This window comes from Lacisediminihabitans sp. H27-G8 (assembly GCF_046156175.1).
GTDB lineage: Bacteria > Actinomycetota > Actinomycetes > Actinomycetales > Microbacteriaceae > Lacisediminihabitans.
The window spans coordinates 461577-476433 of record NZ_JAYLVL010000003.1; the positions used below are offsets into that span (position 1 = coordinate 461577).

Annotated in this window: 12 protein-coding genes; 4 read left to right on the forward strand and 8 right to left on the reverse strand. The window is 66.9% G+C overall.

Features of this window, described 5'->3' with window-relative positions; all coding sequences use genetic code 11:
• Positions 1-20 precede the first annotated feature (20 nt).
• Complete coding sequence (gene dapD / locus VLI63_RS11540) at positions 21-956, forward strand: 2,3,4,5-tetrahydropyridine-2,6-dicarboxylate N-succinyltransferase (RefSeq protein ID WP_409156995.1); 936 nt, start codon at positions 21-23, stop codon at positions 954-956.
• Positions 957-1044: 88 nt separating this feature from the next.
• Here the strand turns inward: dapD and VLI63_RS11545 are convergent, their stop codons facing one another.
• From VLI63_RS11545 to VLI63_RS11560, 4 genes are all read right to left on the reverse strand, one after another.
• On the reverse strand, positions 1045-2346 hold the full coding sequence (locus VLI63_RS11545; protein ID WP_409156996.1) for a citrate synthase: 1302 nt from the start codon (positions 2344-2346) through the stop codon (positions 1045-1047).
• Positions 2347-2438: 92 nt separating this feature from the next.
• Positions 2439-3548, reverse strand: a complete 1110-nt coding sequence (gene dapC, locus VLI63_RS11550) for a succinyldiaminopimelate transaminase (protein ID WP_409156997.1) — start codon at positions 3546-3548, stop codon at positions 2439-2441.
• Positions 3549-3550: 2 nt separating this feature from the next.
• Positions 3551-3877 (reverse strand): ferredoxin, encoded by a 327-nt coding sequence (fdxA, locus tag VLI63_RS11555; RefSeq protein WP_185201321.1) that lies wholly within the window; start codon positions 3875-3877, stop codon positions 3551-3553.
• Entirely contained in the window at positions 3874-5073 is a 1200-nt protein-coding gene (locus VLI63_RS11560) for a PIG-L family deacetylase (protein WP_409156998.1), read from the reverse strand. The genes fdxA and VLI63_RS11560 overlap by 4 nt, the downstream gene beginning before the upstream one ends.
• 125 nt (positions 5074-5198) lie before the next feature.
• Here VLI63_RS11560 and efeU point away from each other — a divergent pair, with 125 nt between their 5' ends.
• From efeU to efeB, 3 genes are read left to right on the forward strand one after another with little or no spacing between them, the layout of a single operon-like run.
• Entirely contained in the window at positions 5199-6062 is an 864-nt protein-coding gene (gene efeU / locus VLI63_RS11565; RefSeq protein ID WP_409156999.1) for an iron uptake transporter permease EfeU, read from the forward strand.
• Entirely contained in the window at positions 6059-7270 is a 1212-nt protein-coding gene (gene efeO / locus VLI63_RS11570) for an iron uptake system protein EfeO (RefSeq protein ID WP_409157000.1), read from the forward strand. The genes efeU and efeO overlap by 4 nt, the downstream gene beginning before the upstream one ends.
• A 7-nt stretch (positions 7271-7277) precedes the next feature.
• Positions 7278-8555 (forward strand): iron uptake transporter deferrochelatase/peroxidase subunit, encoded by a 1278-nt coding sequence (gene efeB, locus VLI63_RS11575; protein ID WP_409157001.1) that lies wholly within the window; start codon positions 7278-7280, stop codon positions 8553-8555.
• 2 nt (positions 8556-8557) lie between these two features.
• Here efeB and VLI63_RS11580 read toward each other — a convergent pair whose 3' ends face one another.
• The 4 genes from VLI63_RS11580 to VLI63_RS11595 form a co-directional block, all read right to left on the reverse strand.
• Positions 8558-9004 (reverse strand): hypothetical protein, encoded by a 447-nt coding sequence (locus VLI63_RS11580; protein ID WP_354575749.1) that lies wholly within the window; start codon positions 9002-9004, stop codon positions 8558-8560.
• Between the two features lie 123 nt (positions 9005-9127).
• A complete protein-coding gene (gene typA, locus VLI63_RS11585; RefSeq protein WP_354575748.1) occupies positions 9128-11035 on the reverse strand; it encodes a translational GTPase TypA in 1908 nt (635 codons plus the stop codon).
• Positions 11036-11168: 133 nt separating this feature from the next.
• A complete protein-coding gene (locus VLI63_RS11590; protein ID WP_409157002.1) occupies positions 11169-12953 on the reverse strand; it encodes an ABC transporter family substrate-binding protein in 1785 nt (594 codons plus the stop codon).
• A gap of 56 nt (positions 12954-13009) precedes the next feature.
• Complete coding sequence (locus tag VLI63_RS11595; protein WP_354575746.1) at positions 13010-14791, reverse strand: ABC transporter ATP-binding protein; 1782 nt, start codon at positions 14789-14791, stop codon at positions 13010-13012.
• Positions 14792-14857 lie beyond the last annotated feature (66 nt).

Here is a 14857-nt window from a genome sequence, read left to right on the forward strand (position 1 = left end):
CCTCTCGCTAATCTTGAGCCATGACTGATCGAGCAGCCTGGGGCTACGGACTCGCGACCATCGCCGGCGACGGCACGGTGCTCGACACCTGGTTCCGCACGCCGGCCCTCGGTTCGTTTCCGGCCGGGCGTGATCCCCACATCGCTCCCGCCGACTTCGCCTCCGTCGTCGGCCGCGACGCGCGCCGCAACGTCACTGTGGACTTCGTGATGGTTCAGATCGAACTGGATGCGCCCCCCGCCTCCACGCCGGACGCCTACCTGCGCCTCCACCTGCTCAGCCATCTGGTGGTGAAGCCGAACAGCATCAACCTCGACGGACTGTTCGGCCACCTGCCGATCGTCGCCTGGACGAACGCCGGCCCGGTGCATCCGCACGACTACGCGGACCAGCGCCTCACTCTGCAGCGGCTCGGGATCTCCGCACACTCGATCGACAAGTTCCCCCGCCTCACCGACTACGTCTCGCCCGACCGGGTGCGGATCGCGGATGCCTCGCGCGTGCGTCTCGGAGCCCACCTCGCGCCGGGCACGACGGTGATGCACGAGGGCTTCGTCAACTTCAACGCCGGCACGCTCGGGTCATCCATGATCGAGGGCCGGGTCTCGCAGGGCGTCGTGATCGGCGACGGTTCGGATGTCGGCGGTGGCGCCTCCATCATGGGCACCCTCTCGGGCGGCGGCACCGAGCGGGTAACGGTCGGCGAGCGGGCGCTTCTCGGGGCGAACTCCGGCATCGGCATCTCGATCGGTGACGACTCGGTCGTCGAGGCCGGGCTCTACCTCACGGCGGGCACGAAGCTCACCGTGCTCGGGGATTCCCCGCGCACCGTGAAGGCCGTCGAGCTGTCCGGCGTGGCCGGACTACTCTTCCGACGCAACTCCGTCACCGGAGCTGTCGAGGTGCTCGCGCGCAGTGGTCGCGGCATCCAGCTGAACGCCGCGCTACACGCCTGAAGGCTCGGAAGCGGGCCGTCGCGGACCGAACGGGCAAGCACGTCGGCCCGGGGTGTCCGCAGACGCCCGGGTTCGACGCCGGACCCGTCTAGCGCGCGGGCCAGTCCCGGCGCGGCTCCCCGACATAGAGCTGCTGCGGGCGCCCGATCTTCGTGGATGGGTCGTTGTTCATCTCCCGCCAGTGGGCGATCCAACCGGGGAGGCGTCCGATCGCGAACAGCACGGTGAACATGCGCGGCGGGAATCCCATCGCCTTGTAGATCACGCCGGTATAGAAGTCCACGTTGGGGTAGAGCTTGCGCTCGATGAAGTAGTCGTCGGCCAGCGCGACGGCCTCGAGCTCCTTGGCGATGTCGAGCAGGTCGTCCTTCACCCCGAGGGCGGCGAGCACCTCGTCGGCGCTCTCCTTCACGAGTCTGGCGCGCGGGTCGAAGTTCTTGTAGACCCGGTGCCCGAAGCCCATCAGGCGGATGCCGTCTTCCTTGTTCTTGACGCGCTCGACGAACTTCTCCACCGACTCGCCGGATTCCTTGATCTCGCCGAGCATCTTGAGCACCGCCTCGTTCGCGCCACCGTGAAGCGGCCCGTACAGGGCGTTGATGCCGGCCGAGATCGAGGCGAACATGTTGGCCTCGGTGGATCCGACCAGTCGCACCGTCGAGGTGGATGCATTCTGCTCGTGGTCCTCATGCAGGATGAGCAGGCGCTCGAGGGCCTTGGAGACGACCGGGTTCACCTCGTACGGCTCGGCCATGTTGCCGAAGTTCAGCTTGAGGAAGTTGTCGGTGAAGCTCAGTGAGTTATCCGGATAGAGGAATGCCTGACCCAGCGCCTTCTTGTGCGCATATGCCGCGATGATCGGCAGCTTGGCCAGCAGCCGGATGGTCGAGAGCTCGACCTGCTCCGGATCGTGGACGCTGAGCGAGTCTTCGTAGAAGGTCGAGAGCGCAGACACCGCGCTCGAGAGCACCGACATCGGGTGCGCGTTGTGGGGAAGCGCGTCGAAGAAGCGTCGGAGGTCCTCGTGAAGGAGGGTATGGCGACGAACCCGGTCCTCGAAAGCCTCGAGCTCGGACGCGGACGGCAACTGCCCGTAGATGAGCAGCCAGGCGACCTCGAGGTACGTGGAGTTGGCCGCGACATCCTCGATCGCGTAGCCGCGGTAGCGCAGGATGCCCTTGTCGCCGTCGATATAGGTGATGGCGCTCTTCGTGGCGGAGGTGTTGACGAAGCCCTGGTCGAGCGTCGTGTACCCCGTCTGGCGGGTGAACGTGGAGATGTCGATGGCCGAGGCACCATCGACGCTCGTCACGACGGGGAACTCGGCGGTGCCGCCCGGGAACTGGAGGGTGGCCTTGTCGGCGGCAGGGTCATTTGCGGCAGCATTCACGACTACAGCCTAATTGCCCCACCGCACACCCTCGGTACGCTCGTCGACAGCGCTATCCACCAAGGAATCGATCGACCGCTTGGAGGAAGGCGCTAATTTCCGGATGCGGCCAGCCGATCGACCGCGGAATCGATGGCGGCGTCTGTCGCGGTGAGCGCGACGCGCACGTGCTGCGAGGTCTCCGCACCATAGAAGGTGCCGGGCACGACGAGGATGCCGAGGCCGGCCAGCCGGTCGACCGCCGCCCACGCGTCGCCTCCCGCCGTCGCCCAGAGGTACAGGCCACCCTCGCTGTCGTCGATGCGGAAGCCGGCAGCCTCGAGGGCCGGCCTCAGCCGGTCGCGTCGCGCGCGATAGAGGGCCTTCTGGGCTCGCACGTGGTGGTCATCGCCGAGCGCGGTGACCATCGCGGCCTGGATCGGCGCGGGCGGAAGGGTGCCGAGATGCTTGCGCACGGTGAGCAACTGACCGATGAGCGTGCTGCATCCGGCCACGAAACCGGCCCGATAACCGGCGAGGTTGGACTGCTTGCTCAGCGAATAGACGCACAGCACCGAACTGCGATCGCCCGCGATGACCCGCGGATCGAGGATGCTCGGGGTTGCGACCCGGTCGAATTCGTCGCTCCACCCGAGCTCCGCGTAGCATTCGTCGCTCGCGATGACGGCTCCGAGTTCCCGGGCCCGGGCGACGGCGGCGGCCAGCTCGTCGACCGACAGGACGCGACCATTCGGATTTCCCGGACTGTTGATCCAGATGAGGCGGGTGCCCTCCGGCCAGTCGGCCGGATCGTCGCTCGAGACGACGGTCGCCCCGACCAGCGCGGCGCCGACCGCATAGGTGGGATAGGCGAGGGAGGGCTGCACCACGGTGTCATCGGGCCCGAGACCGAGCCAGAGCGCGAGGCCGGCGATGAACTCCTTCGAGCCGATCGTCGGAAGCACATTCGCCACGCCGAGATCGTCGACACCGCGACGGCGACCGAACCATTCGACGATCGCCTCCCGCAGCGCCGGCGTTCCGGCGGTGAGGGGGTAGGAGTGGGCATCGGTCGCTGCGGAGAGCGAATCACGGATCAGGGCGGGAGTCGGGTCCACCGGCGAACCGACGGACAGGTCGATCACCCCCTCCGGATGCGCCTTCGCCCGGGCCGCATAGGGCTCGAGAGCATCCCAGGGCCAGTCCGGCAGGCTGAGCGCCACCGTCAGGCCGCGGGGCCCTGGGGCGGGAGCGCGTTGATGATCGCGTGGTCCTTGTGGATGACGCCGACCTTCGCCGCTCCACCGGGCGAGCCGACCTCGTCGAAGAACTCCACGTTGGCCTTGTAGTACTCGGCCCACTGCTCTGGCACATCGTCTTCGTAATAGATGGCCTCGACGGGGCAGACCGGCTCGCACGCACCGCAGTCGACGCATTCATCGGGGTGGATGTAGAGCATGCGGTCGCCCTCGTAGATGCAGTCGACGGGACATTCGTCGATGCACGCTCGGTCTTTGACATCCACACACGGGAGGGCGATGACGTAAGTCACTGTCGGTTCGGTCCTTTCGATTCAGGCCTTGATCCAAGCCTATCCCGCGAAAACGTGCCGAAATTCGGCCACGCGAGCGCGAGTCCGGCGATGGCGAGTGATCCATAGGTGAGGGCATACCCGGCCGCGTTCGCCGGGACGAGAACGGACCCACCGGTCGACCTCACCGAGAGCACGCCGACGGCCAGCAGGAGCCCCGCCGCGGCGCATCCCGCCACCACTCGGCCGGAGAAGACGATCCGCAGGCCGACCAGCAGGCTGGCGATGATGAGCAGCGAGACGACGATGCCCACCGGTGCGGTCATTCCGAAGATCTGGGGGGCGAACTGGTGATTGACGACGGTGATCCCCCCGAGCGCCGCACCGACCAGGGCGGCGATGACCCAGGCGAAGATCTTCACCGACAGGCCCTGGTCCGTCCATGCCACCATGCCGGGAGCCTCGGTGCGCAGACGAGTGAAGCCCTCAACGCTCTCGATGGCCCGGCTGGGGCCGCTGGACAGCGAGAAGCGCTCGCCCTCCACCACGATCTGGGTGCGGTGCGCGCCGAGTGCCGCCGTCTTGCGATCGAGCACGGTGGAGACATCGACGCGCAGGGCCGAGTCCGTGGCATCCGCGTCCACGATCCAGAACGGCACCCCCATGACCTCGGCCGCATGACGCGCCGCCGCGTGGGCGCGCACGTGATCGGGATGACCGTAACCGCCGTTCGAGTCGTAGCTGATCACCGCGCCCGGCTTCACCGCATCGATGACCGTCGCGAGGTCCGCGGCGACCTCCCCGAAGTCGGCGGCGCAGAACGAGTCAGCGGCGAGCGACTCTGCCGGCTCTGCGCCGGCTGACCCCCAGCGCATGCCGGAATCGGTATACCGTCGCGGCTCACGTTCGACCCAGCGAGCACCGGGCTCCCCAAGGAAACGGTGATCGGAGACCCCGAGGGCCGTCATCGCCCCGGCCAATTCTGCAGTGCGCACCTCGGCGAGGCGCGGCCCGTCACCCTCGAGCCCGGGCAGGTCCGCCGGGATGACTTCGCCGAGCTCGCCCCGGGTGCAGGTGACGACGGTCACCTGCGATCCACGCTCGACCAGCAGGGCGATCGTTCCGCCGGTGGTGATGCTCTCGTCGTCGGGATGCGCATGCACGAAGAGCACGCGCTCGAGGGGGAACGGCTCACCGGCAAGAAGGTCTGATTCCACCAGCCGAATTTACCCCAGTGGGGCTGACCGCTCGCACAGGCTGACCGCTCGCACGGTGCGGCAGCGCACGAGCCCGATGGATCTAGTAAGGTTAGCCTTACCAACCTTTTGAAGAGGATTCTCTCGTGTTCGCAAACTTTCTCATCGGCCTCCGCGAGGGCCTCGAGGCCGCGCTCGTCGTGGGTATCCTCGTCGCCTACGTCATCAAAATCGGTCGCCGCGACGTGCTGCGACGCATCTGGGCCGGCGTCGGCCTCGCCGTCGTGCTCGCGCTCTCCATCGGCGCGCTCCTCACCTTCGGCGCCTACGGCCTGAGCTTCGAAGCCCAGGAGGCCATCGGCGGCACGCTCTCCATCGTCGCGACCGGTTTCGTCACCTGGATGATCTTCTGGATGCTCAAGACGGCCCGCAATCTCAGCGGCACCCTGCGATCAGACATCGACAGGCACCTCGCCGGCGCCGGCTGGGGACTGGTGCTCGTCGCGTTCCTCGCGGTGGGTCGCGAGGGCATCGAAACCGCCCTGTTCCTCTGGGCTGCGGTGCAGGCCACCGGGTCCACCACCTTCCCCCTGCTCGGTGCCGCACTCGGCATCCTGGTGGCCATTGTGCTCGGCTACCTGATCTACCGGGGGGTGCTGAGCATCAACCTGTCGAAGTTCTTCACCTACACCGGACTGTTCCTGATCGTCGTCGCGGCCGGGGTGCTCTCCTACGGCGTTCACGACCTGCAGGAGGCCGGCATCCTGCCTGGGCTCGGTGCACTCGCCTTCGACGTCTCGTCGGCCATCCCGCCGGCCAGCTGGTACGGCACCCTGCTCAAGGGCAGCATCAACTTCTCCCCCGCGACGACGTGGCTCGAAGCGATCGTCTGGACCCTCTACGTCGTGCCCGTGCTGATCCTGTTCATCAGCCGCATTCGCGGCGCGCAACCGACGAAAGCCACTCCTGTCCCCGGCACCCCGAACCCCGTCACCGAAGGAGCCCGATGACCTCGCGCCCGACTTTCCGAACCCTCTTCGTCACGGCGACGGCCGCAATCGCCCTGCTCGTGCTGAGCGCCTGCGTACCCAACACCCCGGCATCCTCGTCGCGTGCCGCGGCAGGCACGAAGCTCTCGGTGGCCAGCAGCACCTCGGACTGCGCCGTCTCTGCGGCGACGGCCCCGAGCGGCACCGTCACCTTCACGATCACCAACTCCACCGACCAGGCCACCGAGTTCTACGTGCTCGCCGACGACGGCCTGCGCATCGTGGGTGAGGTCGAGAACATCGCGCCCGGCGCTCCGCGCACGCTCACGGTGCAACTCGCGGCCGGCACGTATTTCACCACCTGCAAGCCCGGAATGGTGGGCGACGGCATCGGGCGCGCCACCTTCACCGTGACCGACTCCGGCAAGCGGATCCAACTCGCCGGAGATGAAAAGACCCAGACCGCCGCCGCCGCTGCCAACTACGTGGCCTACGTGAAGAACCAGGTCTCCCAGCTCATCCCGGCCACCGCTGCATTCCTCGACGCCTACCTCGCAGGCGACACCGCCACGGCCCGCACGCTGTATCCGGCCGCGCGAGCCTTCTACGAGCGCATCGAGCCGGTGGCGGAGTCCTTCGGAGACCTCGACCCGCAGATCGACTTCCGCGAGGCTGATGTGGCAGAAGGCGACCAATGGACCGGCTGGCACCGCCTCGAGAAGGACCTGTGGCCGCCTGATGCCGCCGACAATGGCGGAGCGACCTACGTGGCCCTCACCCCTGCCGAGCGCGCCACCTTCGCCGCGAAGCTGACCACGAACACCCAGCAGCTGGCGGATGCCGTGAACACCGAGTCCTACGCGGTGAGTGCCGCCGCGATCTCCAACGGTGCGATCGGCCTGCTTGACGAGGTCGCGAACGGCAAGATCACCGGTGAAGAGGAGATCTGGTCGCACACCGACCTCTGGGACTTCCAGGCCAACCTCGAGGGCGCGCGGGTCGCCTACGAGGGAGTGCGCGATGTCGTCGCTGTGAAAAACCCGAAGCTCGTGACGCAGATCGATGCGCAATTCGCCGCGCTGGAGAAGCAGCTCGCCACCTACGGCTCCCTCAGCACCGGTTTTCCCTCATACGACGACCTGACCAGCACGCAGGTGCGCCAACTCGCCGACGGGGTCAACGGGTTGAGCGAGCCGCTCAGCAAGCTCACCGCCGCCCTGCTGAAATAGCCGTCCGATGGCCAGGAAATCGCCCCCGGCTGGCGTGCCGACCGAATCGAAGGGACTCTCCCGGCGCGGCCTGCTCGGTCTCGCGGGAGCCGGCGTGGTCGGAGCCGGTGTGGGAATCGGAGCGGATCGCGCGGTCATGGCGAGTGCCGCGACCGGCGATTCGGGGGCTTCGGCCTCCTATCCCTTCTACGGTGCCCACCAGTCGGGAATCACCACGGCTGCCCAGGATCGCCTCCACTTCGCGAGCTACGACGTCTCCGGCACCAGTCGCACCGACCTGATCGGCCTCCTCACGGACTGGACCTCCGCGGCAGCACGGATGACCGCGGGCAAGGCCGTCGGCGACGGGGCGACCGAGGGGCCCTATGACGCTCCGCCGGATGACACCGGCGAGGCCCTCGACCTCCCCACCTCCGGACTCACCATCACCTTCGGATTCGGCCCCTCCCTCTTCGATGACCGGTTCGGGCTGTCGTCCCGCCGCCCCGCAGCGCTGGTCGATCTGCCGCACTTCTCCGGCGACGCACTCGAGGAGTCCCTCGTCGGCGGCGACCTGTGCATCCAGGCCTGCAGCGACGATCCTCAGGTAGCGGTGCACGCGATCCGCAATCTCTCCCGGATCGCGTTCGGGCGGGCATCCATCCGCTGGTCTCAGCTCGGCTTCGGTCGCACCTCCTCGACCACTCGGGCACAGGTGACGCCACGCAACCTGTTCGGCTTCAAGGACGGCACGGCCAATGTGAAGGCGGAAGACAGCTCGATCGTCGACGATCACATCTGGGTACCGGCGGGAGACGGTGCGGAGTGGATGACCGGCGGTTCGTACCTCGTCTCGCGCAAGATCCGCATGACCATCGAGACCTGGGACCGGGCCGCCCTCCGCGAGCAGGAGCGCGTCGTCGGCCGCACGAAGAGCCAGGGCGCCCCCCGCAGCGGAGGCACCGAGTTCACGGAACCGGATTTCGCTGCGGAGCAGGACGGCGAACCCGCCATCGATGCTCATTCGCACGTGCGCCTCGCGCATCCCACGCAGAACGACGGCGCTGTGCTCCTGAGGCGCGGGTACAACTTCGTCGACGGCAACGACGATCTCGGGCGTCTCAACGCCGGGCTGTTCTTCATCGCGTTCCAGCGGGATCCGCGCACCCAGTTCGTGCCGATCCAGCGGAAGCTCGCGGGCAACGACGCGATGAACGAATACCTCCGGCACGTCGGATCGGGCATCTTCGCCGTACCGCCGGGCGCACGCGAGGGAAGCTTCGTCGGCGCCGCCCTCTTCAGCTGACGCTACTTGCCGTCACCCTTGGTGACGGTGTAGTTGAGCACGAATCCCTTGTCGTCCTTGATCTCCACCACGGCGACATTCAGGGTGTCCTTGTCGCCGACGAGGGCTCCCCCGTCGGCGGTGGTCTCCGTGAGGGTCTTGCACTCGAAGCCTGCCGAGGTGAGGCTGGCCAGCACGTCGTTGATCGCTGTGCTGTCCGCGGCGCGCACGCTCACGTTCCAGATCTTGGACTTCGCGTCCCCGACGCCGGCGCCGGAGAGCACCTCGCCGGAGGCGAGAGGAACCTCGCTGGGGAAGTCCTTCGGCACGCTCTTGCCGGGAACATCCACCTTGCCACCGGTGACATCGTGCACGAGGTTCTGCACCGAGCATCCGGCAAGCGCCGGGCCGGCGAGCAGGGCGATCACGATGGCGATCGGAACGGTGAGGCGCTTAACCGAGTGAGACATGCGGCCCAGCCTAGGGCCCGGGACATATCTCGACAATACGGTCTCGATACGCGCCCGAGACGGCGCTACTCGACCACCAGACGGTGGTCGAGTAGCGAACGACAGCGAGCGTATCGAGACCGGCTACGCGTTCTGCTTCTTCAGGCGGGAGACGCGGCGGGCGCGGTCGCCCGCGGCCAGCTCGACCTTACGGATGCGCACGAACTCGGGGGTGACCTCGACGCACTCGTCCTCGCGGGCGAACTCGAGGCACTCCTCGAGAGTCAGCTTGCGCGACGGGGTCATGCGCTCGAACGTGTCCGAGGTGGACTGGCGCATGTTGGTGAGCTGCTTCTCCTTGGTGATGTTCACGTCCATGTCATCGGCACGCGAGTTCTCACCGACGACCATGCCCTCGTAGACCTCCTGGGTGGGCTCGACGAAGAACGACATGCGCTCCTGGAGGGCGACCATGGCGAAGGGGGTTGCGACACCGGCGCGGTCGGCGACGATCGAGCCGTTGACACGGGTCGTGATCTCACCGGCCCACTGCTCGTAGCCGTGCGAGACGGCGTTGGCGATGCCGGATCCGCGCGTGATCGTGAGGAACTCTGTGCGGAATCCGATGAGTCCACGCGACGGCACGACGAACTCCATGCGCACCCAGCCGGTGCCGTGGTTCGACATGCCCTCCATGCGGCCCTTGCGCGAAGCGAGGAGCTGGGTGATGGCGCCGAGGTATTCCTCCGGGGCATCCGTGGTCAGGTGCTCGAAGGGCTCGTGGATCTTGCCGTCGACGCGCTTGACGACCACCTGTGGCTTGCCGACGGTGAGCTCGAAGCCCTCGCGACGCATCTGCTCGACGAGGATGGCCAGGGCCAGTTCTCCACGACCCTGCACCTCCCACGCGTCCGGGCGTCCGATGTCGACGAGCTTGATCGAGACGTTACCGACGAGCTCGCGGTCGAGGCGGTCCTTGACCATGCGGGCGGTGAGCTTGTGGCCCTTCACCTTGCCGATCATCGGGCTGGTGTTGGTGCCGATGGTCATCGAGATGGCGGGGTCGTCGACCGTGATGGTCGGCAGCGGGCGCACGTCGTTGGGGTCGGCGAGGGTCTCACCGATGGTGATGTCCTCGAAGCCGGCGACGGCGACGATGTCACCCGGTCCCGCGGACTCGGTCGGGAAGCGGTCGAGAGCGCGCGTGATGAGCAGCTCGGTGACCTTGACGTTGTGCACGGATCCGTCGTGCTTGACCCAGGCCACGGTCTGGCCCTTCTTGATGGTGCCGTTGAAGACACGCAGGAGGGCGAGGCGGCCGAGGAAGGGCGAAGCGTCGAGGTTCGTGACGTGAGCCTGCAGCGGGTGCTCGTCGTCATAGCGCGGCGCGGGAATGTGCTGCAGGATCGCGTCGAACAGCGGCTCGAGGTCGTCGTTGTCGGGAAGCGAGCCGTTCTCCGGCTTGTTCCAGCTCGCGGCGCCGTTACGGCCGGACGCGTACACGATCGGCACGTTCAAGATCGCGTCGAGGTCGAGGTCGGGGTAGTCGTCGGACATGTCACTCGCGAGGCCGAGGAGCAGGTCCTGGCTCTCGGTGACGACCTCATCGATGCGGGCATCCGGGCGGTCGGTCTTGTTGACGAGCAGGATGACCGGAAGGTTCGACTCGAGCGCCTTGCGCAGCACGAATCGGGTCTGCGGCAGCGGACCTTCACTGGCGTCGACGAGGAGCACGACGCCGTCGACCATGCTGAGACCGCGCTCGACCTCTCCACCGAAGTCGGCGTGACCGGGGGTGTCGATCACGTTGATGGTGATCGGTCCGTCGGTCGCGTGCACACCGGAATACGACACCGCGGTGTTTTTCGCGAGGATCGTGATTCCCTTTTCGCGCTCGAGGTCGTTCGAGTCCATCGCGCGCTCTTCGAGGTGCGCGTGGGCGGCAAAGGAGTTCGTCTGGCGCAGCATGGCGTCGACGAGGGTGGTCTTTCCATGGTCGACGTGAGCGACGATCGCTACGTTGCGCAGGTCATTACGGGTGGCGATTGCCATAGGTATACGTCCAGATTTGTCTCGAGAAGGAGGGAGGCCACGATCGTTCAGTGACGGCAGAATCACGTCGGTGGTGCTCCGCACTGCACAGTCTACCGTGTGCGGCCCCGGTACTACCGATTATCAGCCGGTACTACCGTTTATCAACCGGCGACCAGTCCCAGACATTCCACAGCAGGTTCGGCGACAGCGGTGACGGGGCCACCCCTGTGACGTGATCGTTGAAGGCGGTGACCGCCGGGAACTGGTAGAGCGGCACCCCGTAGGCATCCGCCCAGACCCGGGCGTCGATCTTCTGCAGGATGGCGCGCTGCTGGCTGCGGTCGGCGGTGGCGCTGAGGGAATCGATGAGGGCATCCACGTCGGGGTTGGCGTAGAAGTTGTCGTTGCCCACCGGAGAATCGCTGCGGAAGGCCGCGGATACCGCACTCACCGCCAGGCTGGAGGGCCGCAACGCGTACAGCGAGGCGTCGTAGGCGCCGTCGGTGCCAAGCAACTGCCGCCAGTCGGTGCTCGAGCAGTCGGTCACGGTGAAGCCAGCGAGGGCGGCCGAGTCCCGGATCGCAGTGTATTCGGCCACTCGGCGAGGATTCGAGGGGTCGAACAGGATGCAGACCTGCGGGCCGACGACCCCGGCCTGGGCGAGCAGCGTCTTCGCTCCCTCGATATCCACCGTGGCGTAGGCGCTCGATCCGTTCGCCCGCACGGATGTCGCATACCCCTGCTCCCCCGGGAGGAAGACCTGCGACGAGCGCAACCTGGCCTCTTCCTGCAGCGGCACGATCAAGTCATCCAGAATCTTCTGGCGAGGCACCGTCTTCAGGAACGCGTTGCGCACGACCGGGTCGTCGAAGGTTCCGTTTCGCGAGTGCGAGAACTGCAGGTCGAGGTGCTCGTACGGACCGTCGGAGCCGCTCAGCACCGTCGCGTTGTCCACGGAGAGCAGTGCCTTCGCGACATCCGCGCTCGGCTGCGGGGAGATCACGTCCACCTGGCCGGCACGCAGCGCAGCCACCGCGGCGAGCGGATCGGTGATGAACCGCAGCTCGACGCGTTCGAACTTCGAGCGGTGGTCGCCGCTGTAGTGCGGGTTGGCGGTGAGGGTCGCCCCCGTCGCGGTCAGTCCGGTGAGCGTGTAGGGGCCGGTGCCGATGACGAGGCTCTTGTCTTTAGGCATGGTCGTGAAGTCGAAACCGGTGTCCCAGAAGCGGGCGATCTTCGAGAGCTTCGCGGTGTCACGCTTCTGGATCGCCGTGACGAGAGCGTCCTCGGCCCGAGTCGCCCCCTCCACCCCCAGGGCTTTCTGCGCCACGACATGAGCGGGAAGGCCCACCCCGAAGACGAGCTCCCAGTCCACGAACGGATGGTCGTAGGTGAGCGTCAGCGAACGGTTGTCGTCGCCGATCACCGGTGTCTTCGTCACCAGTTGCAGGCCGTTGCCGCTGAAACCGTCGAAGTGCACGACACCCGCGGGGAACGGCTTCGTGTAGCGCCCGGTGTCGGGATCGGTGTAGCTCTCATTGTCGAAGCCGGGGGTGTTGAGCGCTCCCGAATTCGCCGCCCACGACAGCAGCAGGTCGGCCCCGTCGACCGCGGCGCCGTCCGACCACTTCACGCCGTCGCGAATGGTGTATTTCACCCGGAACGGCTGCTTCGACACGACCTGGTACGTGCCGAAGGACTCATCCTTCTGCAGCGCCGGACGATTGTCGTAGTAGTTGAACTGCGAATTGGTGGCGGTGACGATACCGGCGTTGGCGGCGACGTTGCCGAACGAGGTCTTCGCGTTATAGGACGAGAAGGCCTGGCTCACCGCGACACGCACGGTGCTGCCCTTGGTCACCGTCGCGGTGCATCCCGAGAGGGCGATGCCCGCCACCGCGAGGACGAGGAGTGCGGCTACCAGTGACTTGCGCATCCGATCCATCGTAGCGATCGGCTGCGCGGCGCCCGACAGTCCTCAGCCCTCGTGCACTACTCGGAGGATCCCGCTCGCAACAGTTCGCGCCGGGTCTCGCGGCGCTCACGCTGCAGGATGGGGTCGGGAAGCGGAACCGCGGCCAGCAGGCGTTGGGTGTAGGGCTGCTTCGGGTTGCGCAGGATCTCGTCGCGGGTTCCCACCTCCACCAGCTTGCCCTGGTGCATCACTGCGATGCGGTTGGCGAGCACGTCGATGACGGCGAGGTCGTGGGTGATGAAGAGGCAGGCGAACTGCATTTCGCGTTGCAGGCCCTGCAGAAGTTCGAGCACCCTGGCCTGCACCGACACGTCGAGCGCGCTCGTGGGCTCATCCGCGATCAACAGCTGCGGCTTCAGCGCGATCGCCCGGGCGATGCCGACACGCTGCTTCTGCCCACCGGAGAGCTCGTGGGGAAAGCGCCCGCGATAGGCGCGCGGCAGTTCGACGCTGTCGAGCAGCCGCTCGACCTCGTTGAACAGCGCCTGGCCCTTCATCTGCTTGGCGAGGAGAAGCGGTTCGCCGATGCTGTCACCGACCGGCATCCGCGGGTTGAGGGACGAGGCGGGGTCCTGGAAGACGATGCCGGCCTTCTTGTGCAGCTGGCGGATCTCGTCGCGGTTGGCCTTCGAGATGTTCTGGCCGGTGACAGTGAGGGTGCCCTCGGTGATCGGAAGCAGCCCGATCGCGGCGCGACCGAGGGTCGTCTTGCCCGAACCGGACTCGCCGACGAGGCCGACGACCTCGCCGGAGTGCACCTTCAGGTCGACGTGATCGACGGCACGGAAGGCCGGCACTCGACCGTGCTTCGGGTACTCGATCACCACATCGTCGAAATCGAGCACGACCGGTCGGGTGTCCCGCGCGGCAGCGACCCGGGATGCTTCGACAGCGCGGTCGTTGATCGAGATCCGCTCACGCGCGTCTGGCGTCTCGGCCGCAAGAGCCGCGGTCGTGTCGATCTCTGCTCCCGCGCGCTGTCCGAGGTGCGGCACCGCGGCCAGAAGTGCCTTGGTATAGGGATGTTGGGGGTTGGAGAAGATCTCGAGCGCCGTTCCCGTCTCCACGATCACGCCATCCTTCATCACGGCGATGTAGTCCGCGATGTCTGCCACGACGCCCATGTCGTGGGTGATCAAAAGGATGGCGCTCTTGAGCCGGTCGCGCAGGCTGCGAAGCAGGTCGAGGATCTCGGCCTGCACCGTCACATCCAGGGCGGTCGTCGGCTCGTCGGCGATGAGCAGCGTCGGGTCGCAGGAGATCGACTGCGCGATCATCGCACGCTGGCGCTGGCCGCCCGACAGTTGGTGCGGGTAGGAGTTGAATGCCTTGAGCGGATCCGGAAGCTCGACCATGCCGAGCAGCTCGATCGCGCGCTTCTTCGCCTCCGACGGAGCGATGCCGTAGTGAACGCGAAGGGTCTCGATGATCTGGGAACCGACCGTGTAGACGGGGTTCAGCGCCGTCATCGGCTCCTGGAAGATCACCGCGATCTCCCCGCCGCGGATGCGTCGCATCTGGTTCGCGCGGATGCCGGTGATCTCCTCGCCATTCAGCTTGATGCTGCCCCGGATGCGGCTGTTGGAGGGCAGAAGATCGAGAAGGGCCATCGATGAGGCGCTCTTGCCCGAACCGGACTCACCGACGAGTGCGAGCACCTCGCCCGGCATGATCCGGTAGTTCATGTGGCGGGCGGCCGGCACCCACTGGTTGTCGACGCCGAAGTCGACATTGAGATCGGTCACCTCGAGAACCGGGGTGGCAGCATCCGTCGAAGCGGTCGCGGGGGTCGCGGTCATGAGTGTGCCTTTCGTGCAATACGTGCGCCGGAGTTCCGGGATGGGGCTGTGTGGGGATTTCGAGCC

Bases quoted from the DNA above. Each gene is read 5' to 3' on its own strand.
- VLI63_RS11590 (WP_409157002.1), bottom strand. From the start codon at position 12,953: ATGCGCAAGTCACTGGTAGCCGCACTCCTCGTCCTCGCGGTGGCGGGC.
- VLI63_RS11595 (WP_354575746.1), bottom strand. From the start codon at position 14,791: ATGACCGCGACCCCCGCGACCGCTTCGACGGATGCTGCCACCCCGGTT.
- efeB (WP_409157001.1), top strand. From the start codon at position 7,278: ATGGCCAGGAAATCGCCCCCGGCTGGCGTGCCGACCGAATCGAAGGGA.
- dapD (WP_409156995.1), top strand. From the start codon at position 21: ATGACTGATCGAGCAGCCTGGGGCTACGGACTCGCGACCATCGCCGGC.
- efeO (WP_409157000.1), top strand. From the start codon at position 6,059: ATGACCTCGCGCCCGACTTTCCGAACCCTCTTCGTCACGGCGACGGCC.
- VLI63_RS11580 (WP_354575749.1), bottom strand. From the start codon at position 9,004: ATGTCTCACTCGGTTAAGCGCCTCACCGTTCCGATCGCCATCGTGATC.
- typA (WP_354575748.1), bottom strand. From the start codon at position 11,035: ATGGCAATCGCCACCCGTAATGACCTGCGCAACGTAGCGATCGTCGCT.